The organism is Micromonospora sp. I033 (assembly GCF_053890995.1).
Map to the genome: position 1 here is coordinate 1 of NZ_JBSSLX010000035.1, position 22,247 is coordinate 22,247.

Here is a 22,247-nt window from a genome sequence, read left to right on the forward strand (position 1 = left end):
CCGGTTCCTCGTTCCCGTGGAGAACGTCGGCGAGGGGCCGGCGCTGCGCATCCGAGGGACGCTGTGGTGCTCGGACGGGCGCAACGGCCCGGTCACCGGCGTGCCGGCCCTCGGGGTGGGCCGGACCGGCGTGCTGGCGGTCACGCTCCGCGCCGATGGACGGCCACTGCCGGAGGAGTTCCGCTCGATGACAGAGCACGACGGCGTCGCCTTCTGGCTCGACCTCGAATACGCGGACGTCTTCGCGAACCCGCGCCGCACCGCGGCGCTGTTCGACTCGCATGGGCGCGGCGCCTGGCACTACGTGCAGGGGCACGAGCCCGGGACGCTCTGACCGCGCCGCCCGAAAGGCTGGGAAAAGTGAAAGCCCCAGCGCGAAGGCTGGGGCCGGGTATTGAGACGGATCGAACGATGACTACGTTTCAGCTCATCATCGCCAGCCACCATCTCCCCTATGAGTAGAGGCTACGGACACGCTCCGCGAGCGTCAACTCGGCCACCCGTCCGTGTCTGCGCTCCGATCAGCTCACGCCGAACCGCGATCGACGGTCCCCGCCCAGGGCATCCGGCCATGGTGCGCCCCCACCGGACCGCTCCCCCGGCCCGTTCCGGTTCCCGGCTGTCCCCTGGTCAGCAGGGGCGATGCGCGGCGAGGTGGGCCAGCATCGTGTGGTTGGCCTCCCAGCCGTCCGGGAACTTCACCGGCACGTCCAGGTGCACCCGCTCGGTCGACGGGTGCGCGTCGAGCAGCTCGGCGATCCCGGCTCGGGCCACCACCACGCACGCGTGCCGGTGCCGGGACGCCAGCACGCAGAGCCGCCCCGACTCCAGGTGGAACGCCGTCGCGTCCCGCCGGCCCGACAGCGGGTGCAGCACGATCGTCACGTCGTACTCCCGGCCCTGGAGCCGGTTCGCGGTGTCGACGGTGATGCCCGCGCCGGCCGCGCCCAGGTGGGACCGGATGGCCGCCACCTGGTCGCGGTGCGCGGCCCCGACGGCGATCCGGTCCGCGGTCACCGGCACGCCGCCGGGCGCATGCTCGTCGAATCCGACCGGCTTCCGCTCCAGGAATCGCAGGGCGAGGGCGGCGCAGGCCGCGGCGGCCTCCGCATCGGTACGCAGCGTGTGCCGGGCCGGCAGCTCGTGCAGCGCCCAGCCGGCGGCGGCCGCCACCTCGACCGTCGCGTCGACGCGGTCGCCCGGGCCCGGCTCGGTGAGGGTCAGCGCCCGCTCGGCCGGCCCGGTGCCGGCCCGGAACCCGGTGAACGGGTAGAACGCGGCGGCCACCACCGGTGCGGCGGTGGCGGGCAGCCGCCAGGACACCGGCAACCGGTGCACCGGCAGCTCCGGGTTGTGCCGCAGCAGGGTGGCCACCGCCGACTGCATCGGATCCCAGGTCAGCCCGGTCCAGCGCGCGGTCTCCACGGTGGAGAACGGGTCGAGCTGCCCCGGGTCGCCCACGAACAGCGCCCGCTCGAACCGCCCGGCCACACGCAGCAGCGCGTCCGAGCGCATCTGGTACGCCTCGTCGACGATCGCCCACGGCCACACGCCCTCGGCGACGGTGGCCCACTTGGCGGCCGTACCGATGATGACGGCCGGACCGCCGAGGTCGGCGACCTTGGCGGCGACCCGGACCGTCTCGTGGCCCTTCACCCGGTCGGTGGGCTGGTAGTCGGCGGCCGAGAGCCGGCCGACGGGCAGCTCGGGGGCCTTGCGGGCGAGCCGGTCGATGAGGTCGTCGACCTGCTCGTTGGTCTGCGCCACGATGATCAGCGGCTCGCCGGCGGCGGCCAGCTCGACGGCGGCGCGGACCACGAGGGTGGACTTGCCGGCGCCGGGCGGGGAGTCGACCACCACGCCCCGATGGTCGCCGGAGCGCAGGTCGGCCAGCACGGCGGTGATCACCCGCTCGGCCGCGACGGCCGGTGGGGCTGCCAGTTCCGCGAGCATGGACCACCCTCCCCGAGCCGACTCCCGCGCCCCGCCACCATACGAGCCGGGTGCGTCAGCTCCGCTGTCAGACCCAACGGTCGTGGAACAGTGCCATCTCCACCTCGTCGGGCTCGATGCCCCGGCGCTGCGCCTGGTCCGCCGCCCAGCCCAGGTAGGCCAGCCACTCCTCCGACACCCAGCCGGACTCGCGCCGCACACCGGCCTCGACGGGCAGCCGGCGCCGAACGACGCTGTCGAGGATGAGCGGTTGCCGGCCGCCCGCGCCGCGCCGGTAGCCGGCGAAGTAGAGCAGTTTGGTGAAGAACGCCGGGCCGAGGCGGGGCAACCGCGACTCCTTCGGGTCACGCAGGCGCTGGTAGGCGGTTCGCAGCGCGTCCTCGTCCGGCGCGGGCGCGCACAGCCCGTCAAGCGCGTGCGCCAGCCGCTTGCCGTCCGGATCGCCCTCGAGGGACCGCGCGGTGCGCCACGGCCCGTAGCCGATCGGACCGTAACCCCACATCAGCACCGCGGTCAGCAGTTGCCGAGGGCTCGCCTCGCCACCGCGCCAAGCATCGGCCACGGCGAAGACGTCCCGCCGCCACACCGAACCGGTCTCGGGGAACCCGTCCGGCCAGGCGTCCGGTGGAAGTGCCGCGCGCCACCGGTCGACATCGATGGTGATCGGCGCGGATTCTCCTGGCATCGACTGGGTCACGGCATCCTCCTCGTTCCTGGGCGGCCGCTCACCTCTGCCGAGGCGGCGGACCGAATGCCCGGAAGCTATCCGCGCGGCCAGCCAATCCGCTGGGCCGGACCCGGCATATGGCGGTATCCACCCGAGCGAGCTCGGGCCTGCCCACGAGGATGCCCAGTTCGCACCGGTGCCCACAGGGCTAGGGTCTGTTGCGTGAGTGTGCACGCCCGCGTCGTCGCCGACGATTTTCCGGCCACCCTGCGCTTCTACACCGGTCTGCTCGGCGAGCCGGAGACGGTTGTCCCGGACTTCGAGTACGCCAGCTTCGACCGGGGCGGCGAAACTGTCCTCGCGATCCTCGGCCGCCGGGCGGCCGAGGCGGTGCTGCCGGTGGGCCGGGGTGACGGCGGGGTGCTGGTGGTGGTCCCCGTGCCCGACGTGGACGCCACCATCGCCGCCCTTCCCGCCGAGGTGGTGGTGGCCGCGGCCGCCGACCGGCCCGGGTGGGGTGTGCGCTCGGCCTATTTGCGCGACCCCGAGGGCAACCTCGTCGAGGTGCAGACCTGGACGGCCCGCTGAGGGGGCGGCGGCACCGCCGTAGCAATCGCGCCGCGCCCGCGGCCCTGCTCCCATCCGTGACGGCATCAGTGCCTGCCTGCCGCAGGTGACGATCAGCCGGCTCGGTCGTCAGCTCAGGTCGGTCGACGGCTGGGCCGTCAGCCGAGGTTCCACATCCTCCGGCAGCTCAGCGCCGCAGAGCGCGCAGACGTAGTCGTCGTCGCGGACGAGGTTGCGCTCGCCGCAGTCAAGGCAGCGCCGGAAGACGACGGCCGCGGTGAAGCATTCCGGGCGACAGATGCCCGCGTTGTCGAGTGCGCCCGCCACCGCCGCCCAGGAGGTGGGATCGGGGCAGTATCCGGTGGAGTGGTTGCTCACCTCGGTGACGACCCAACCGCCCCGCTCGCCGGCGAAGGCGATCTCCCCCGCGCCGAGGACCTCCCCGCCGCCGGCACAGGCGACGTGCTCGCTGCGTCTCGGCGCGAGCCGCAACGTGCCGCCGAGGTCGATGACATAGGTGAACGGCTCGTCACGGTCGCGCGGATCCGCGGCCGCCAGGTAGGTGTCGAGATCGACCGGCGATCGGACGGGCCAGCCCTCGGGGGCGCCGGCGACCGACGCCTGCACGTCCGCCGGGCCCACGTAGCGGTATCGACGTCCCGCCCCTACCACGGCACCAACCCTACGCCCGCGCGGCGACCGCAGTGGACAAACCGCACCGTTCCGGCCGCCTGGACCTGACCGCTCCTCCTGGCGACCCCGCCCCCTCGTTCCGCGTCGGCTTTTCAGTGCCAGGGCGTCGCGGTTCAGCGGGTGAACGCGGCGAGGAAGTCGTCGACGAGTCGGGTCTGTGTCGCGGCCGGCAGCCGGCCGGGGTCGAACAGCGCCTGGACCACCAGACCGTGGGTGAACGCCAGCACGGTCGTCGCGAGCCGGCCCGGGTCACCGTCGGGAAGCTCGCCCAACCGTTGGGCGTCCTCGATGGAGGTGCGCAGCCCGGCCCGGACGCGCTCGTAGCGAAGGGTCTGGGCGGCGAACAGGTCGGGGTCGGACAGGGCGATGTCCCAGGAGCCGACCCAGATCCGGTTCATCGCCACCGCATCGGGAGTCAGCGGGAGGATGTTGAGTATCTGTGTGCGCAGCGCCGCCAGTCCGGGTGCGGGAGCGGCCTGCCGGGGGCGCTGCGCGGTGCGTACCTCGAGGATGTCGAGGGCGTGGGCGATCAGCTCGCGCTTGCCCGCGAAGTAGTGGGTGACCAGTCCGGTCGAGGAGCCCAGGGCCGCCGCGACGGCGCGCATGGTGAGGCCGCCGAAGCCGTGCTCGGCGAGGACCTGCCAGACCGCCTCCGAGACGTCCTGACGGCGGGAGTCATGGTCGGTGCGTGCGGGGGTCATGGCCTGTTAGCGTACATGCCAAACGTTTGTTATGTACGGAGGTTGTGATGTTCGCGTTGCCCCTCACCGACTCGGCCGTGCTGCGCACGCTGGAGCCCTGGCACGCCGAGGAGTTCCTCTACCACCTGGACCGGGCGCGCGAGCACATCCTGCCGTGGGTCTCGCCCGCGTTCGTCGCCCGCGACCTCGACGGGGCTCGCGCGGTACTAGGGCGGTACGCGGACAAGCGGGCTCAGGACAGCGGCGGCATCTGGGGCATCTGGCTGGACGGCCGCCTGGTCGGCGGCGTCATGTTCGTCTCCTTCGACAGCGCGCTGGGCGTCTGCGAAGCGGGCTGCTGGCTGGAGCCCGGCGCACAGGGCCACGGCCTGATCACCCGCGCCGCGGAGCGGATCATCGACTGGGCCGTCGAGGAACGCGGCATTGCTCGGGTCGAGTGGCGCACCAAATCGCGCAATGCGCGCAGCATCGCGGTCGCACGGCGGCTGGGCATGAGCCGCGACGGAACGCTGCGCCAGGTCTACCCGGACGGCGAAGGGGGACGGATCGACCTCGAGATCTGGGCCGTGCTGGCCGACGAGTGGCGGGCCCGCCGCGCCGGTCAACCCAGCCCTGCGACCAGGGGCAGCATGTCCGCGGAGGTGAAGGCCGAACTCGACGGCCTGATGGCCACCTTCCTGGGCGCCTTCACCAACACAGCCGGCACCAAGCCGAACATCGAGGCGATCGAAGAGGTGTTCATCCCCGAGGGGATGATCATCAGCACCGTCGGCGTGACCCCGGTGATCTACGACCTGCGCCAGTTCGTCGCACCTCGCGAGAAGATCCTCACCGACGGGACGCTTACCGAGTTCCGGGAATGGGAGACCTCGGAGACGACCGAGATCTACGGCTCGATCGCCCACCGGTTCAGCGAGTACCGCAAGTCGGGCTATCTCAACGGCGAATGGTTCGAGGGCCGGGGCGTGAAGACGACCCAGTTCGTTAAGACCCCGTCGGGCTGGAAGATGAGCTCGTTGGCCTGGGACGACGAGCCGACCCTCGGGCCGGCCGCGGCGGGTGCCTGAGCGGAACCGGACGCCGCCGCTGGCTGTGCGGGACGAGACACCGCCAGGTCATCACACATTCAGCCGGTATCCCGTCCACAAGGGTGAGACCTACAGGAAGAGACCGAAGCCATGAGAGTTCTGCTCGCCGGCGCCTCGGGCGCCATCGGTACGCCCCTCACCCGCCAACTCATCGCCGCCGGCCACCAGGTTGCCGGCATCAGCCGCAGCCAGTGCAACGCCGAGCGGCTGCGCAGCGCCGGCGCCGAGGCCGTGGTGGCCGACGTGCTGAATCGAGAGAACCTGCTCGACGCCGTACGGGACGTGCGAGCCGACGCGGTCATGCACGAGTTGACGGCGCTGGGCACCACGAAGATGGGTGAGGCGCTGCAGGGCACGAACGCCCTGCGTACCACCGGCACGGCCAACCTGCTCGCGGCGGCCCGGGCGGTCGGCGCCCACCGCTTCGTCACCCAGTCGATCGTGCTCGGCTACGGCTACCGCGATCACGGCCCGCGCGCAATCACCGAGGACGCCCCGTTCGCCGAGCCGGTGGCCGGCAAGCTCGGCGAGGCGGTGGCCGCGATCCGCGCCACCGAGGAGCAGGTGTTCGCCGCCGACGAGATCGAGGGCGTCGCGCTGCGCTACGGGTTCTTCTACGGGCAGGACCGCATGACCGACATGATCGTCAACCTGGTGCGCAAGCGCCGGCTGCCGGTGCCCTCCGGAGGCGGTTACGCCAACTTCATCTACCTGGAGGACGCCGCCGCGGCGACCGTGGCCGCGCTGGAGAAGGGGCGGGCCGGGCAGGCGTACAACATCGTCGACGACGAGCCGGTGCGCTGGGGCGACTACCTGGACACCCTCGCGGCCGCGTTCGGGGCGCGCCGGCCGTGGCGGGTCCCGAGCTGGATGCTGCGGCCAATCCCGTACGCGCACGCCATGATGACCACCTCGATGCGCGTGTCCAACGCCAAGGCCAAGCGCGAGCTGGGTTGGGCTCCGGCGGTGCCGACCTACCGGGAGGGCATCCCGCTGATCGCGAGAGCGACCCGCTGAGCGCTCGCCGCCCCGGTGGCGTCACCGAGGCTGAGCGCATCTGGCGTGGCCGGTCAGTCGATGACGTTCCGTTCGATCAGGGCGTCGTCGGGGTGAGGCGCTTGGGGCCGACATCCGACATCCTCAAGGAGTCCGAGTAGGGGTGCGCCCATTACAGCCCGAAGCGATATGGAACACGGTTGCCAGAGAGATCAGCTCATCCAGATCAACGACTACCACGCCTGTACCGCACTTGGGACGACCTTCGGACCCTTTCCTCGCCTCCCAGAGTGGCGATTTCGTGGACAGACCAGCAGGAACCAAGTTGTGCCGAGCCCGACGCCGATGGATGAGGTCCCGTCCATCGGACGGGCAAGGTCCTCCGTCACTTTGTAGTTCAGCTTCAGCCGCGTGGGGGGCAACAGAGGCAGGTTGTGACTGGTTAGCTCATTCAGGTGACGGATCTTGAGCAGGGTATCTACGAGCATCTCATTACCCAGCGACTCGCGCACCAGCTCGCACAGGTTGACGCTGCGCTGGTTCAGCAAGAATTGCTTGACCCGGACGATGCTCATGACATCCTCGCTCGGCACATCTCGGATCTCGCCCGCCGTGCCCTCCGCGCCGTCGGCGGCGACGATAAGGTCACCCGCCAGGTCGAGATGGCCAACCGGATCGCTGCGAGTATCGCCGCCATCGAGCCTCGCGCCGTTGGTACCGATGACCAGGTGTCCGACGCACGAACACTACTGCACGCGATCGCGGTCCCGCCGACGCCGCCTAGTACGCCCGCCTTCCCGCAGCGGCCGACCACCCCCCTTGCGACCGGTGCCCTCCTAGTCAACGGCCGCCATCAGCCGCGCATCGGCCACGAAGCTCTCTACGAGATGGCCTCGGCAAACTCCGTGGACCTCCTCTGCGCGTTCATCAAGTGGTACGGCCTGCGGCTCATCGAGCCCGCTGTCCGCGATCTGACCGCCCGAGGCGGCCGCCTCCGTGTCATCACCACCACCTATCTGGGCGCGACCGACCAACGCGCCCTGGACCGCCTCGCCGAGTTGGGCGCGGAGATCAAGGTCTCATACGAGACCAGGACCACCCGCCTACACGCCAAGGCGTGGCTATTCCGCCGCAACAACGGCATGACGACCGCCTACGTCGGATCCTCCAACCTGTCAAAGTCGGCATTAGTCGACGGCCTGGAGTGGAACGTGCGGATCTCGAACCTCGAGCAGCCGCATGTCATCGACACCTTCACAGCGACATTCGAGGACTACTGGAACGACCCGGCGTTCGAGGCGTACGACCCGGCGAGAGATGGCGAGCGACTCGGGCACGCGCTGCGCGGCGAGCGGACCCAGGACGACGGCGCCACGGAGATCGCGAACCTTGAGGTCCGGCCGTACGGGTATCAGCGGGAAATCCTGGACGACCTGACCGCCGAGCGCGAGGTACACGGCCGGTGGCGGAACCTGGTGGTCATGGCGACCGGCACCGGCAAGACGGTGGTCGCAGCGCTGGATTACCGGCGGCTATACAGGGCTGGGAAGGTTGACTCGCTGCTGTTCGTCGCGCACCAGGAGCAGATCCTGCGACAGAGCCGGTCAACGTTTCGGCAGGTAATGACGGACGGCAGCTTCGGCGAGCGGCTGGTTGATGGCGAACGGCCGAAGCAGTGGCGGCATGTGTTCGCCTCGATTCAGTCGCTTCATAGGCGGGAGCTCGACCCCGAAGCCTTCGACATGGTGATTGTGGACGAGTTTCACCACGCCGAGGCGAAGACATATGCCCAACTTCTGGATCGGCTGCGGCCGCGCGTACTCCTGGGGCTGACGGCGACCCCCGACCGGGCCGACGGCCGGGACGTGCGGCGGTGGTTCGACGGGCATGCGGCCGTGGAGCTGCACCTACGAGAGGCGCTAGACCGGCAGTTGTTGGCGCCGTTCCACTACTTCGGCCTGCACGATGACGTGGACCTGTCGCACGTCACGTGGAAGCGGGGGCAGGGCTACGACCGGAGCGAATTGGAGAACGTCTACACCGGCAACGACGCGCGAGCGCGGTTGGTACTGCGGGCTGCTCAGAAGCTGGTCGACGGCGACCGGATGCGGGCGCTGGGATTCTGCGTGAGCATCGCGCATGCCAAGTTCATGGCGGAATGGTTTACCCGCCACGGCGTGCCGTCGGCGGCGGTGACCTCGGGAATCGATCGGCCGGCGCAGCACGGGCTGGTTCGTGACTTCAAGGCCGGCCGGCTGCGCGTCCTCTTCACCGTCGATCTGTTCAACGAGGGCGTCGACCTACCTATGGTCGACACAATCTTCCTGCTGCGACCCACCGAAAGCGCCACAGTCTTCCTTCAGCAACTCGGTCGTGGTCTGCGCCTAGACGACGGCAAGCCCTGCCTGACCGTGCTCGATTTCATCGGCGGGCAGCACGCCAACTTCCGGTTCGACCTGCGGTGGCGGGCGCTGACCGGAGTCAGCCGCCGCGAGGTATACGACGCGGTCGAGCAGGACTTCCCGACGCTGCCGAGCGGGTGCCACATCGAGCTGGACCGGGTCGCCAAGGACGTGGTGCTCCGCAACCTGGAGCAGGCGGTCCCGTCGTCACGGAAGAGCATGGTGGCCGAGCTGCAGCAGCTCGGAAACGTGTCGTTGGCGGAGTTCCTGCGGGACACCGGCCTGGAGATCGAAGACGTGTACCGGTCGGCAACGTTGGGTGGCTGGACTGGCCTGCGGCGGCTCGCTGGGGTGGAAACCTCAGCACCAGGGCAGGCTGACCGAGAACTGGCGCGGGCGATCGGGCGGATGCTCCATACGGACGACCTGGACCGCCTGGCTTTGTGGGAACACATGGCGGCTGGCGGGCCGGTGCCCGAGGGACGGCTGCTGAACATGCTGCACTTCAGCCTGTGGGGGCCGAACGTGCCGCTGTCGCAGCGTGAGCAGCGGTTGGCGCAGCTCTGGGCGGAGCCGGCGCGTTGTGTTGAGCTTCGCCAACTCGCGGAGGTGCTGCGCGAGCGGATCCACCGGGTCACCGAGCCGGTCGGGCTGGATCGCGTGCCGCTGCGGGTGCATGCCCGGTACACCCGCAATGAGGCGTGCGCCGCGTTTGGGATGGCGAATCCCGGGTCGTTGCGGGAAGGCGTGAAGTGGCTGCCGGATGAGCAGGCCGACATCTTCTTCGTGACGCTAGTGAAGTCCGAGCACCACTACTCCCCCACCACCATGTACGCCGACCGAGCGATCACCGAGACGTTGTTCCAGTGGGAGTCGCAGAGCACGACAACCTCGGCGTCGGCCACCGGGCAGAGGTACATCCACCACGAGAAGCAGGGGTCGACGGTGCACCTGTTCGTACGAGAGACCAAGGTGGCCGAGGGGAACATGGGCGTGCCGGCCTACCTGTACGCCGGTCCGATGACGTATCGGGAGCACAGCGGAGAGCGGCCCATGCGGATCATCTGGGAGTTAGCGCATCCCCTGCCCGCCGACATGTATACGGCCGCCCGAGCGATCGCCGCATAGGGTCAACCGCAGACGGCAGCTCAGGTCGGCAATTGAGGAGTGCCAGTGGGCGCGGAGGAAGCTCTACTCAGTCCTGCTCGGCTATATCGAGCTGAGGAGGTACGCGGGCGGGATTGCCCGATACCGGCGACTTCCGGTGTCTACGCCTGGTACTTCCTCTCGCCGCCGTCCCTGGTGCCCGTCAGCGGATGCCACAAGCAGCTTGGGGCGGTCTTGCTCTACGTCGGTATTTCACCGAAGGCACCGCCGAACAATGGGCGCCAACCGAGCCGGCAGACGATTCGAAGCCGAATCCGCTATCACTACCGAGGCAACGCTGCCGGGTCGACGCTGCGCCTGACCCTCGGCTCGCTGCTCGCCGACGAACTCGAAATCAGTCTGCGGCGGGTCGGCAGCGGTAAGCGACTAACGTTCGACAGAGAGGGCGAGAAGCGGCTCACGGAGTGGATGGCCGGACACGCTCAGGTTGTCTGGACCCCGACCGATCACCCGTGGAAGCTTGAGGAAGAGCTCATTCGGGAGTGCGTTCTGCCGCTCAACCTCGACCAGAACCGTCATTCCCCCTTTCATGGGCAGCTCTCGGCACTGCGCCTCGCGCAGCGGGCGCAAGCTCGGCTGCTGCCGGTGGCGCGGTAGCTGGCTACACCTCTACCACGCTCGGCTCCGGCGGCGCCTGCGGCCCGCTGACCCGCCGCTCGTCCCCATGCCCCGGCCACCACGCCTTGTGCCCGATCAGCGCCGTCAACGCCGGCACAAAGAACATCGACATCACGAACGCCGACAACACAATCCCGATCGCCACCGCAAACCCCATCTGCTGCAGGAACGAGATCGGCGCCAACATCAAAACCCCAAAGGTCCCGGCCAAGATGAGGCCCGCCGCGGCAACAGTAGGCCCCGCATGCTCCACGCCAATGGCGGCAGCCTCATGCGGTTCGTTCCCCTCCCGAGCCTCCTCCCGTAGTCGAGCGATCATCAGGATGTTGTAGTCCGTCCCGATCGCCACCACGAAGAGATAGAGGATGATCGGCAACTGGAAGGTCACTCCAGGCTGATCCTGGAGCCCCTGGAAGACGTAGACCGTCGCCCCCAGCGTCGCCGCGAAGTTCAGCAACACCGCGATCACCAGATAGATCGGCGCAACCAGGCTGCGCAGCAAGAACGCGAGGATGAGCGCGATCAGCCCGGCAGCCACCGGCAGGATCACCGACAGGTCCCGGTTGTTCGCCGAGTTGATGTCCGCGAAGATCGCAGTCGTCCCGCCCACCAGCGCCTTGGTGCCGGGCGGCGCCGCCGCATGCAGGGCGTCCCGCAGGTCGTCACGCACAAGCGTGATCGCCTCGTTAGACACCGGGTTCTCGTTCAGCAGCAGGTTGACCCGGGCCACGCTCGGGTCGCTGCCCCGCTCCGGTGGCTGCACCCGCCCCACTCCCGGGGCACCCGCCGCGGCCGCCGCGAACTCGTTGACCTGCTGCTCGCTCAGCGGCGACCCGTTCCCGGTGGTCAGGTAGACCTCGGTCGGGGCGAGTGCACCGGCGGCGAACCCGCGCTGCAGGTCGGCGGCGGCCTTCGCCGACTCGGTGTCCTGCGGGAAGCCCGCGCTGAAGTCGTAGTCGGCCTTGTAGCTGAGCACCCCCGCGGCGAGCGCGACCAGCAGAGCGCCGGATGCCGCCGCCACGAGCGCCGGCCGCCGGCCGACGAGGGTGCCGAGGCGCCGCGCCAGGGTGGCCTTGGGCGTACGCTGCCACGCCTTCGACGGCCAGAAGACGTACCGGCCGAGCAGTGAGACGACCGCCGGGATGAGGGTGAGCGAGGTGATCAGCATGACGGCGACCGCGATGGCGAGCGCCGGGCCGAGCGAACCGAAGAAGCCCAGCGAGGCGAGAAGCAGCACGAGGAACGCGACGATGACGGCTCCCGCGGCCGAGGTGATGACCTCGCCGACCCGCTCGACGGAGACGATCATGGCAGTGCGCTTGTCGTCGCCGGCGCGCAGCCGTTCGCGGTAGCGGAAGAGCAGGAACAGGATGTAGTCGGTGCCGATGCCGAACAGCACGATCAGCAGGATCGTCTGCAGGTCCTGGCTCACGTTCAGGTCGAACGCCTTGCCTGCCGCGGCGACGAGCCCGGTCGTGATGGACATGACGACGCTGACGACCACGACGGGCAGCAGCGCGGCGATCGGGCTGCGGAAGATGATCAGGATCAGTCCGATGATCAGGATGATCGTCGCGACGCCGACCACGGCGAAGGCCCTGTTGAAGGTGTCCTCGTTGTCGACGAAGCTCGCCACGTCGCCGGCCACGCCCGCGGTGAGCCCGCTGCCCGCCAGGTCGGGGCCGATGGCCGACCGCAGATCGCGTACGGAGTCGAGCAGTGCAGGGTCGTCCGGGGCGGCCGCGTCGAGCCCGACGTTGATCACCTGGACCGACTTGTCCGGCGCGACGGCGGGCGGGCCGGTCACATAGCCGGACGTGGCCGGGATGTTCCGGGCCTTGAGCGACTGGGCGAGTTGGCCCACCCTCGCCTCGTCGGCCGGGGTGAGCGGCTTCCCGTCGGCCCGCTTGACCACGATGGTCGCCGTCGCCGCGGCCTGCTGCGGGAACGCCTTCTGCCCGAGTTCGGTGGCCTGCACCGACTCGTAGTGCCGGGGCAGGAAGCTCTCCTGGTCGGCGGAGGTGATATCGGACAGGGACGGCGTGGTGAAGATGATGGCGACGGCCGCGAGCACCCAGCCGGCGATCACCCACCACGCCTTGCCGACGACGAATCTGCCCAGCCGCTCGAACATGGTTGCCCCCGTGTATCCGGCTCTCCTGACGTCCGGGCCAGAGCACTGTCGCGCGCCCGCCCGTCACCATGACGGCAGCCCTTCGCTACCCGCGGTGAATCGTACCGCCGAGCACCAATCCTTTTCGGACGCCTCGCGACGCGAGCCCGGCGGACCGACGCCTCGCGGCGAGGGCAGGGCGATCCGACGCCTCACGGTCGAGGGGCCTGGCGACCCGACGCCACACGGTCGAAGGGACCGGCGGACCGACGTCTCGCGGCGTGGGGCCCGACGAACCGACGCCTCGCGACGAGAGCCCGGCGAACCGACGCCTCGCGACGAGGGGCGGCGGACCGACGCCTCGCGCCGTGGACCGGGGACACGCACCTATCGCGCGCCGCCGGCCTCCGTGATGTCGCGCCGCTTCGACCCGGACGCGCCGAGCGCCGACGTCGCCAGCAGGGCGGTGAGCTGTTCCTGCATCCGTTCCAGTGGCCCGTCGGCGCTGTGCAGTCCCTGGTGCAGGTCGCGGAGCACCTCGTCGGATCCGTTGGTGAAGGCCAGTATCTCGGCGAGGGACAACTGGTGGTTGAAGATCTCCGCCTCGTTCCGCCAGTCATGCAGCATGCCGACAAGCGCTTCGTCGCGGCGTGGGGACAGCACGGCCGAGGACAGCGCGGCGTTCACGGCGGACAGGCTCAGGCGGGGGTAGACCTGTCGGCGAGCCGGCTGCGTGGTGTCCACGGCGAACGGCGGAGAGGCCAGAATTCTCGCGTTGTCCCGCAACTCCTCGCCGATGGCCTGGAGGGCCTCGGCGCGCCGCTCGCGTCCGGCCGCCCAGCGTTCGGCGACGATGCCGGTGATGCCGCCGAGCAGGCCCAGGATCTGCACGGCCGGCTCGAAGCTCGACACGCCGGACGACCGGCGCCACCAGACGGCACTGACCACGAAAGCCACCGTCAGGCTGCCGGCGGTGACCACCATGATCCAGGTGCGTGGCGCTCTCACCCACGACGGCAGTGGCCGTCGCCCCGATCCGCTCGTCATTTCCCCGGACGGCGGAACACGTCCCGGGCGGCCGTGTCGGGACCGGCGCCGGCATCGCTGCTGGACAGCAGCATCAGGTCCATGCCGAACCGCCGGACCCGCTCGTACGCCTGGAACTGCGTGAACGCCTCGCTCTCCACGAAGAGGCCGGCCTTGGCCAGCGCGGCGGCCAGGGCCTTAAGCTGGTATTTCCGGGTGATCAGGAGGCGGATGGTGTCGCCGCTCGGGAAGTGCACCTCGCTGCGGTTCGGGAGCACGATCTTCAGGTCTTCGGCCGAGCGGTTGCAGTAGATCACCTTGATGACCAGTGACCGACCCTCGTCGACCACCCCTTCGAAGCGGACGTAGTTCATGTTGACCGAGAGGTCGGTGTTCTGGCGCAGGGCGCTGATGACGAACTCGCGGAACACCCAGCTGGTCTCGTACTCCCGGGCCGCCTGCTGCGCCATCCGGTCGTCGAGGTGGGAGGCGGTGGCCACCTCTACCATGAGCCGGTCCTGGGGGCGGAGCAGTTGCTTGCTCAGCCGCTCGACCAGGTCGACGTCCTCGTCGAAGTTGGCCATCGTGTTGCCGAGCAGAGAAAACAGCACCGGCTCGTCGCCCATGAGCCGGTCCCGCAGTTCGTTCAGCTCGGCCACGTTCTCTTCGACCGAGAAGTCGAGTTGCACCGGGAGCAGCTGATTCCGGAACTGCCGGAAGAAGGGCAGGGACTTTATCGGTTTCAGCCCGAGGCGCAGCATCTCCGCGCTCATGTCGACGGGCACGTAATACATTTCCGGGTTCAGCGGATGTAGGTCGGCCAGAACGACGGCGTCCTTCTCCCCGGTGCCGGGGCCGAGGCTGATGTAGTGGTAGGGCCGGCCGTTGTGCCGGGAGTGCAGGTTCCGCCAGCGCCGGCTGAAGGTCTCGATCCCGTCTCTCATGACGGGATAGTTGGGGTCGGTGCAGGCCCGCTGCCAGTTGACCGCCGGCTCGATTCCCCAGTACGAGTAACCGGACACGATCCTCTTCTCGTCCCCTGTGGACGAAAACGGGCGCTGCAGCTCGGCGGCCAGCTCGTTGAGCTTCCGGGACTGGTCCTCCCCCACCAGGCAAAGCGACCAGGAGAACTCGGTTTCCGAAATGACTTTCTCGAGTCTGCGCAGCAGCTTTAACTGCTCCCTGGCCTGCTGATCCATGTTGTGCCATCCCCCGCGTGAGGTCCGACCGTCCCCCATGTTCCGCTCGCCAACCTTAACAGCGGCAAAGTCTTCGAAGGTAGCCGCTTTGTTCCGGTATTCGACGGGCCGCGGGATCGGGGGCGAGGAACGTTTTGGCGGCAATTGCGGCTATCTGAAGGCGGCCGTGCCGCATCCAGGCCAGGGCCACCGAGCCCCGGCCCGGCCCGTACCGGTGACACGGCCGGGAACCCCGGGCCGGCCAGCACGGGGTTCCCTAGCCTGGCGAGGAGGCACCAACTCTGTCGGGGGGCATCGTGGCGAACGTGGTCTGGGACGCGCTGGACGGCGTCCGCGAGGTCGAGATCACCGTGACCGGCCGGAAGACCGGGCGGCAAATCACACACCCCGTCTGGTTCGTGCTGGACGAGGACAGCGTGTTCCTCGTCCCGGTGACCGGCTCCGACAGCCAGTGGTACAAGAACGTCCGGCAGACGCCGATGATCGAGGTGTCGGCGAACGGGACGGCGTTGAGTTCGAGCGCCACCCCGATCACCGACGCCGACCGGGTCAATCACGTGGTGGAGCTGTTCAAGGCCAAGTACGGCGCCGACACGGTGGAGAGCTCCTACCCGAAGCACGACGTCGCGGTCCAGGTCCCGCTCGGGTAGCCCGCCTGGTCGTCAGGGAACAGGGCCTAAGTGCGCGAGTACGGGCCAAAGCTGCAAACCCGGTGGTCGCGGTCAGAGCCTCCCCGGCGATCCTTTCCGAGGAGGCTCTGACCGCTGCTGGCGGACCGGTTCGGTTATCTCACAGGCGCGGGTCCTCCTGGACCTTCAGGGCGTTGAGGATCGGGTCGCGCTCGCCGATCTCGCTGCGGAGCTCGACCGTCAGATCGCCACCGGCGTGCTCGACGGTGATCGTGTTTACGTCCGCGGTCAGCGCACCCGCCCTCGCCTGCACGTCGTGGTCGTGGAGCACGGCCTTGCCGTCGACCAGAACATCGAAGGTACGCATGCCGGCCTTGACGTTCTCGATCTCCGCGAAGTCGAGGCCGAGCCGGTACGTCCCGGCGGGCGCGTTCTTGAACACGTAGGTGAACGTCTTGCCGGTCCGCTGGGTGCGGAACAGGTCGTCGTCCTCCGTGCGCCCGATGTCGGCCTTGGTGGCACGCGCCGTGCCGCCGACGTAGCCCCACGGCCGCGAGCCGAGCTCCTGGTCGGGCGACCAGACGAAGCCGTCGGCACCGACGTACCCGGATCCGCCCACGTCGACGCCCTGCCAGTAGGCCGAGGTCGCCAGACGGACCGGCTTGAGCTGGGTCTCGCCCTTGGCGGCGTTCGACGCCACGAGCACGTCCCCGACGAGCACACCGGGCTCGACGCCGGCGTTGTCGGCCGTCGCCGTGACCGTGGTGGACTCCCCGGCCGCCAGCGTGACCGTGCCGGTTGCGGCCGCGCCCGTGAGGGTCAGCCACGGAAGGTCGCCGGCCTCGTGCCCGCCGTCGCTGGTGCGTTTCTGCTCGCTGAGCCGCACCTCGAGCGGGGCGGAGCCGGTGTTGGTCACGGTCATGTCGGCCGTCGCCTTCTGGCCCTTGTCGAGGAGCCAGTCGAAGTCAGCTCCGGTGACGGTGGCGACGCCCGTGGTCAGCGCCGTGTCGACGACCTCGGCCTGATCCTTCCTGGCGATGGTCACCGGGTGGCTGGCGGTGACGTAGTTCGGCGCCGCGACCTGCACGGTGTTCTCGCCGACCAGTGCCTGGGCCTTCCACCGGCCCTTGGCGTCGGTCGTGATGACCCGCTCACCGTTCGGCCCCTTGAGCGTGACGATCGCGCCCTCGATCGGCTTGCCGTCGTTCTTGTCGGTGACCGTGCCCTCGATCGTGCCCGCAGCCGGGAGCGTGTACTCCAGCCCCAGGCCGGCCTTCAGGACGGGCTGGTCGAAGGAGTACTGGCCCGCGGGGTTGTGCGTCAGGCTCTCCACGCCGACCGTCGCCGACGACCCCCGGGTGAGGGGGTTGTCGCCGCCGACGCCGTCGCCGTACCCGATCTGGATGCGTCCGTCGGCGATCAGGGTGACCGAGAAGCTCACGCGAGCCGTCCGGTCGTTGTAGAAGGCGGCGTTGCGCCACTCGATGACCTCAGCGGCCAGGCCGTCCACCTCGGTCATGCCGAAGTAGATGCCCGCCTCGTCGTCGACGACCAGGTCGTCCCAGAGCGGATAGATCGCGTCGAACGCGTAGGGCGACGGCAGCTCCGTGTTGCCCCCCACGGCACTGGCCTGGTCGAAGATCAGCTGGCCGTTCGTCGTCACGCACACGCCGTCCCAGGCCGTGTCGTAGAACGGGAACAGGAAGCTGGTGTCGAACCACAGCACACCGCAGACGTCATCGCCGTGCCACCCGGACTCCTGCGCGCCCTGACGGTAGAGCCCGTCGGTCACCTTCATCGTGTACGAGCGGCCGGCGGGGGCCACCGGCACGGGGCCCGGCTCCGGCTGCTCGGGCTGGGGCTCCGGCTCCGCCGTGTCTGCGCGCGGGTCGAGCGTCACACGCAGCGCGGCGATGGTCGGGGCCTTCAGGCCCTTGGAGCCCCGCAGCTCCACGGTCAGCGGGCCGCCCTCGTGCTTCACGACGGCGGTGCGCCAGTCGGCGGCGTTCGGCCCCACGGCCGCGGCCGCGTCGTACGCGTAGTCGGTAAGCGTTCCGTCCACGAGGACGTCGAACACCCGCTTGCCCTTGGCCGCGTTCTCGATTTCGGCGAACCCGAGGTCGATCGCGTAGGTGCCCTTGGGCGCGTCGGGGAAGCGGTAGAACAACTGCTTGTCCGCCGTGGTGCGCTGCGACTGGAACAGGGCGTCGTCCGTCGTACGTTCGATCCCGGACGTCGTGGAGGCGACCTTCGTCTTCCCCTCGTAGCCCCACGCCGTCTTGCCGGCGGCCTGGTCGGCGGACCAGGTGAAGCCGGAGCCGTCGGTGAACGAGGTTCCGCCGGCGTTGACGCCGACCTGGTACTTCGTGGTCGTGAGCGTCACCGGGACGTAGGTCTTGGACTGGCGCCCGGTGTCGGACCGCACCACGATGTTCGCGCCGAGGACTCCGGGCTTGGCGTCCTTGGAGGAGAGCGCAACCTTGACGGTCGTCGACTGGCCCGGGGCGAGGGTGCCGCCGGTCGAGGAGAGCGACAGCCACGGCAGGTCGGTGAGCAGGTCGTCCTCGACGTCGACCAGCACGACGTCGTCGGCGACCTGGTCGGCCGCCCACAGCGCCCCGGTCGAGTCGGTTTCGAGGCCGCCGCCCTGGGTCGCCTTCTGGCCCGGGAACCACCACGCGTTGACGAGCGAGCAGTCGTCGGGGTCGACCTGCAGCAGGCGGGTGGGCCGGTTCGAGGTGAGGTCGGTGTACCAGATGGTGTCGGACGCCTGGTTGTAGGCCAGGCCCATCACCTCGGGCAGCGGCGGGGCGCAGAAGGACAGCAGCGCACCCGCGTTGTCGTGCGACGTCCCGGCGACGGTGCCGATCATGCCGTTCACTCGGCCGCCGACGTAGAACACGTCCTCCGCCGGGTTGTAGGCGAGGCCGGTCAGCTGCAGCGTGGACCAGTCACCCTTGATCTGCCGGGTCTCCTTCCCGGTCTCCCGGTCGAAGCAGTGGATGTAGCTGGCCGGGCTGTCCTCCATCTGGCACATGTCACCGGTCCTGGTGTCGAGCGCCATGTCGAACGCCCGGTACGCGGGGTTCCACGCCGCGTCGAAGACCTTCCCGGTCCGCTTGCCCGTCACCGTGTAGGCGGTGTTGGTCCGCGCGATGTAGTCGTGGACCCAGACGTCGCCGTCGTACCCGATGCCGGTGGGCTCCTTCTCCGCGATCGTGCCCGGGATGGGGATCCGGGTGATGACATCCCCGCCGGAGGTCGGGCCGACCTTGGCGGCCGCCTGCGCTTCCGCCTCGGTCGCCGTCGCAGCCTTGCCGTCGGCGTTCGACGGCTTCATGCCGCTGGCACCGGCCTTCCACGCGGCGAGGTCGATCGTGCTGGCCGCGCCCTTCCCGGTGCGCGTCGTGGCGCCGGCGGCGTCGAGCTCGGGGTGGCGCGCGGCCTCGCCCAGGTCGTACGTCAGCGGCGCCGAACCGGTGTTGGTCAGCGTGAGCGTGCCGACACCCTTCTGGTCGGTGCCCAGCACCGCGTCGAGGCCGTCGGCCTTCAGGCCGGCGACACCCGTGGTCAGCCGTGCGTCGACCTTGGCCTTGGCGTAGAGCTTGTCGAGGGAGAAGGGGTACGCCGCGGTCGTGTAGTTCGGCGCCTCGACGGTCATGGTGTAGTCGGCGACCGGGAGCTGGCGGTGCACGATGCCCGTCCCGTTGGTCGTGACGCTCTCGACGAGGCCGTCCTTGTCGGTGAACGACACCTTGGCCCCGGACACCGGCAGCCCGTCGTTCTGGTCGACGACGGTCGCGTCGAGGTAGCCCCAGTCGGGAAGGTCGTAGGTGACGATCATCCCGTCGTGCAGCACCGGGGCGTTGTCGGAGAACCGGATGCCGTCGATGCCGGCCCAGCCCTGGATGCCGGTGATGGTGCGGGCGCCGCCGGTCACCGGGTCGTCGGTGCCGATGCCGTCGCCGTACCCGAAGATCACCTTGCCCGAGCGGGTGAGCGTGGCCGAGAAGTTGACCGGCTCCGTGTACTCCGACCGGATCGGGTAGGCCCAGATCTTGGCGTTGCGGAACTCGACGACGAACGCGTCCTCGCCGTCGACCTTGGTGGCCGCCGTGAAGACGCCGCCGCCGGGGGCGAACTCGACGGGGGTCTGGACGTAGAACGGGAAGACGCCCGCACCGCCGCTGCCGGGGCCGGTGCTGGTGTCCGGGGAGATCACGCCGCGCAGGCTGACGCCGAGGGTGTCGTGGCTGCCGTTGTAGAGCGCGATCGGGAACGGCAGGTTCAGCGTCGCCCACACGCCGCTGGTGAACGCGACCGGGTCGGTGCCGCGCAGGTACTCGCCGTCGGACACGGCGCAGCTGTAGCCGCCCTTGTCGACGACGAGCCCGACCGGGATCTCGCGCGACTCGTTCTGCGCGCCGACGGTCAGCGGGACCGTCGTGGGCGAGAAGCAGGCGTTGGGCTGGACGTTCAGCGTGTACGCGCCCTCGGGTACAGCGCTGATCGTGAACGCGCCGTTGGCGTCCGTGCGTACCGGCTTCAGCGGCGTGCCCTTGACGGAGACGTCGGCGTTCGGGACGGGCCGCTTCTTGTCGTCGACGACCCTGCCGCTGATGTCGTGCTTCGCGGCGGCCGTGAGCGGCAGCTTGACGGAGGTGTCCTGGCCGAGGGAGATCGTGACGTTGGCGGTCGCGGTCAGGTAGCCGAAGACCTTGGTGCTGAGCTGGTAGTCGCCGACCGGGAGGTTCGTGGTGAACCGGCCGTCCTTGTCGGTGCCGATCGACCGGCTGAACGGACCGCTGATCGTCACCTCGGCGGCGGGGACCGGGGCGCCGTCGGCGGTGACGACACCGGTGAGGGTGCCGCCCTGCCGGGGCGCGAGCTCGAGCAGGCGGACGAGGTCGAGCCGGCCCTCGCCGTACTTGTTGTTGACCTCGGCGGTGCCGCCGCACTCGGTGTCGTCGACGTCGACGGCCGACTCGCCGAGCAGCCGGCGGGTCTCCTCGACCTGCCCGATGAGGGTCGGGTCGTAGCTCCACAGCGCCGCGACGGCGCCGGCGACGTGGGGGGACGCCATCGACGTGCCGGACATCTCGGTGTAGCTGTTGTTCGGGTAGGACGACAGGACGCCGGCGCCCGGAGCGGAGATCTCGGGCTTGATCCGGCCACCTTCACCCTCGCCCTTGCGGGAGAACGACGCGAGCGTGCCGTCGGACGAGTAGGCGCCGACGGAGTAGGCACTCTCGGCGGAGCCGGGCGACGAGACGGTGTCGCAGGCCGCGTACGGCGCGGTGTTGCCCGATGACCAGACGCTGAAGATGCCCGCGGCGCTCCAGGTCTCGTCGATGGCCCGGAAGAAGTCGTCGAAGTTGTGCTCGACGGTCTGGCCCCACGAGTTGTTGACGACGTGGGGGCGCTTGGACGGGTCCGGGTTGTTCCCGTTGATGTCGGTCGGGGCGAGCAGCCACCAGCCCGACCGGAGCAGCGACTCGACGCCGGTGTTGTCGCAGCAGCCGTTCGTCGCGATCCACTGCGCGTCCGGGGCGACGCCGATGTGGTTGGTGCCGTCGTCGCCGACCATGGTGCCCATGGTGTGCGTGCCGTGTCCGTTGTCGTCGCACGGTGCGCCCGTGCACGTGCCCCGGGTGGCCATCCAGTTGTAGTTGTGGTCGATGGTGCCGTCGGCCTTCGCGCCGCGGTACTGGTGCATCAGGGCGGGGTGGTCGAATTGGACGCCCGAGTCGAGGTTGGACACGGTGATGCCCGCACCGGTGGCGCCCATGGCCCACGCCTGGGGGGCGTGGATGGCGTCCAGACCCCACGTGGTGGTGCCTTCGGCGGCCGCGGCCTTTGGGGCGGCGGGGCGGGCAGCCTGGTCGGCGGGGACCTTCTCGTCCACGGGATCGACCAACGCGACCTGCGGCGTCGCCTGGATCTCGGCGACCTGCGTCTTCGAGGCCACGTCGAGGGCGAGCTTCTCGGTGCCCCCCTTGACGAGCACCGTGTTGGCGATCGGGTAGGAGGTGTACTTGACGCCTGCCCGGTCGAGTTCGGCGGAGACCGATGCCACGGAGTCCTTCGCCGCCGCGGTCAGCGCGTCGTAGACGAACTGACCGCGGGCGGTCCAGTCGGCGATCTTCTTGGCCGGCCCGAGATCGGCCTTGGTGTCGAACGTGATCCAGAAGTCGGAAGCCGGCTGCGTGCGGAAGCGGTCCTTCAGGTTCGACGCGATCTTGTTGGCGGCCGCGCCGGGATCCGGCTCAGCGGCGGACGCCGGTATTGGCTGGATCATGCTCAGGCCGACCGCTGCGGCCAGCGAAGCCGCGAGGGCTTGGAGTCTCATGCGGGGTCCTTCGCCTACAGGGGTTGGTAGGGGTCGTGACTCTCGTGCTCGTCGGCACCGTCGGCGTCATGGGCGTCGC

The 22,247-nt window shown here is 69.6% G+C and carries 13 protein-coding genes and 2 pseudogenes; 7 read left to right on the forward strand and 8 right to left on the reverse strand.

The window, feature by feature from the left end:
* Positions 1–334 (forward strand): annotated as a pseudogene (locus ACW0Q9_RS08935) (hypothetical protein); the annotation flags it as partial.
* A gap of 296 nt (positions 335–630) precedes the next feature.
* On the opposite strand, the gene ACW0Q9_RS08940 reads toward ACW0Q9_RS08935, so the two are convergent.
* A complete protein-coding gene (locus tag ACW0Q9_RS08940) occupies positions 631–1,953 on the reverse strand; it encodes an AAA domain-containing protein (RefSeq protein ID WP_456179603.1) in 1,323 nt (440 codons plus the stop codon).
* A 67-nt stretch (positions 1,954–2,020) separates the two neighbouring features.
* Positions 2,021–2,650: an 8-oxoguanine DNA glycosylase OGG fold protein gene (locus tag ACW0Q9_RS08945; RefSeq protein WP_456179604.1), complete on the reverse strand. Its 630-nt coding sequence runs from the start codon at positions 2,648–2,650 to the stop codon at positions 2,021–2,023.
* Positions 2,651–2,842: 192 nt separating this feature from the next.
* Here ACW0Q9_RS08945 and ACW0Q9_RS08950 point away from each other — a divergent pair, with 192 nt between their 5' ends.
* Positions 2,843–3,208, forward strand: a complete 366-nt coding sequence (locus ACW0Q9_RS08950) for a VOC family protein (RefSeq protein WP_456179605.1) — start codon at positions 2,843–2,845, stop codon at positions 3,206–3,208.
* Positions 3,209–3,316: 108 nt separating this feature from the next.
* Here ACW0Q9_RS08950 and ACW0Q9_RS08955 read toward each other — a convergent pair whose 3' ends face one another.
* Together ACW0Q9_RS08955 and ACW0Q9_RS08960 are read right to left on the reverse strand one after the other, a co-directional pair.
* On the reverse strand, positions 3,317–3,859 hold the full coding sequence (locus ACW0Q9_RS08955; RefSeq protein ID WP_456179606.1) for a hypothetical protein: 543 nt from the start codon (positions 3,857–3,859) through the stop codon (positions 3,317–3,319).
* 134 nt (positions 3,860–3,993) lie between these two features.
* Entirely contained in the window at positions 3,994–4,581 is a 588-nt protein-coding gene (locus ACW0Q9_RS08960) for a TetR/AcrR family transcriptional regulator (RefSeq protein WP_456179607.1), read from the reverse strand.
* 47 nt (positions 4,582–4,628) lie between these two features.
* Between ACW0Q9_RS08960 and ACW0Q9_RS08965 the strand changes: the two are divergent.
* The 4 genes and pseudogenes from ACW0Q9_RS08965 to ACW0Q9_RS08980 all read left to right on the forward strand — a co-directional run.
* Positions 4,629–5,177: pseudogene (locus ACW0Q9_RS08965) on the forward strand (GNAT family N-acetyltransferase); the annotation flags it as partial.
* A 582-nt stretch (positions 5,178–5,759) separates the two neighbouring features.
* Positions 5,760–6,686, forward strand: a complete 927-nt coding sequence (locus tag ACW0Q9_RS08970; RefSeq protein WP_456179608.1) for an NAD-dependent epimerase/dehydratase family protein — start codon at positions 5,760–5,762, stop codon at positions 6,684–6,686.
* A gap of 434 nt (positions 6,687–7,120) precedes the next feature.
* Positions 7,121–10,195, forward strand: a complete 3,075-nt coding sequence (locus ACW0Q9_RS08975; RefSeq protein WP_456179609.1) for a DUF3427 domain-containing protein — start codon at positions 7,121–7,123, stop codon at positions 10,193–10,195.
* 45 nt (positions 10,196–10,240) lie between these two features.
* Complete coding sequence (locus tag ACW0Q9_RS08980) at positions 10,241–10,831, forward strand: GIY-YIG nuclease family protein (RefSeq protein ID WP_456179610.1); 591 nt, start codon at positions 10,241–10,243, stop codon at positions 10,829–10,831.
* Positions 10,832–10,835: 4 nt separating this feature from the next.
* Here ACW0Q9_RS08980 and ACW0Q9_RS08985 read toward each other — a convergent pair whose 3' ends face one another.
* From ACW0Q9_RS08985 to ACW0Q9_RS08995, 3 genes are all read right to left on the reverse strand, one after another.
* Positions 10,836–12,986 (reverse strand): MMPL family transporter, encoded by a 2,151-nt coding sequence (locus tag ACW0Q9_RS08985; RefSeq protein WP_456179611.1) that lies wholly within the window; start codon positions 12,984–12,986, stop codon positions 10,836–10,838.
* Positions 12,987–13,352: 366 nt separating this feature from the next.
* Positions 13,353–13,949 carry a hypothetical protein gene (locus tag ACW0Q9_RS08990; RefSeq protein WP_456179612.1) on the reverse strand — a complete coding sequence of 199 codons (597 nt, stop codon included), beginning with the start codon at positions 13,947–13,949 and terminating at the stop codon, positions 13,353–13,355.
* Positions 13,950–14,008: 59 nt separating this feature from the next.
* Positions 14,009–15,190, reverse strand: coding sequence for an L-histidine N(alpha)-methyltransferase (locus tag ACW0Q9_RS08995; RefSeq protein WP_456179613.1), 1,182 nt, complete (start codon positions 15,188–15,190; stop codon positions 14,009–14,011).
* A gap of 296 nt (positions 15,191–15,486) precedes the next feature.
* On the opposite strand from ACW0Q9_RS08995, the gene ACW0Q9_RS09000 reads away from it, so the two are divergent.
* Positions 15,487–15,840, forward strand: coding sequence for a nitroreductase/quinone reductase family protein (locus ACW0Q9_RS09000; RefSeq protein ID WP_456179614.1), 354 nt, complete (start codon positions 15,487–15,489; stop codon positions 15,838–15,840).
* A gap of 139 nt (positions 15,841–15,979) precedes the next feature.
* Here the strand turns inward: ACW0Q9_RS09000 and ACW0Q9_RS09005 are convergent, their stop codons facing one another.
* Positions 15,980–22,168, reverse strand: coding sequence for a S8 family serine peptidase (locus tag ACW0Q9_RS09005; RefSeq protein ID WP_456179615.1), 6,189 nt, complete (start codon positions 22,166–22,168; stop codon positions 15,980–15,982).
* Positions 22,169–22,247: the final 79 nt, after the last annotated feature.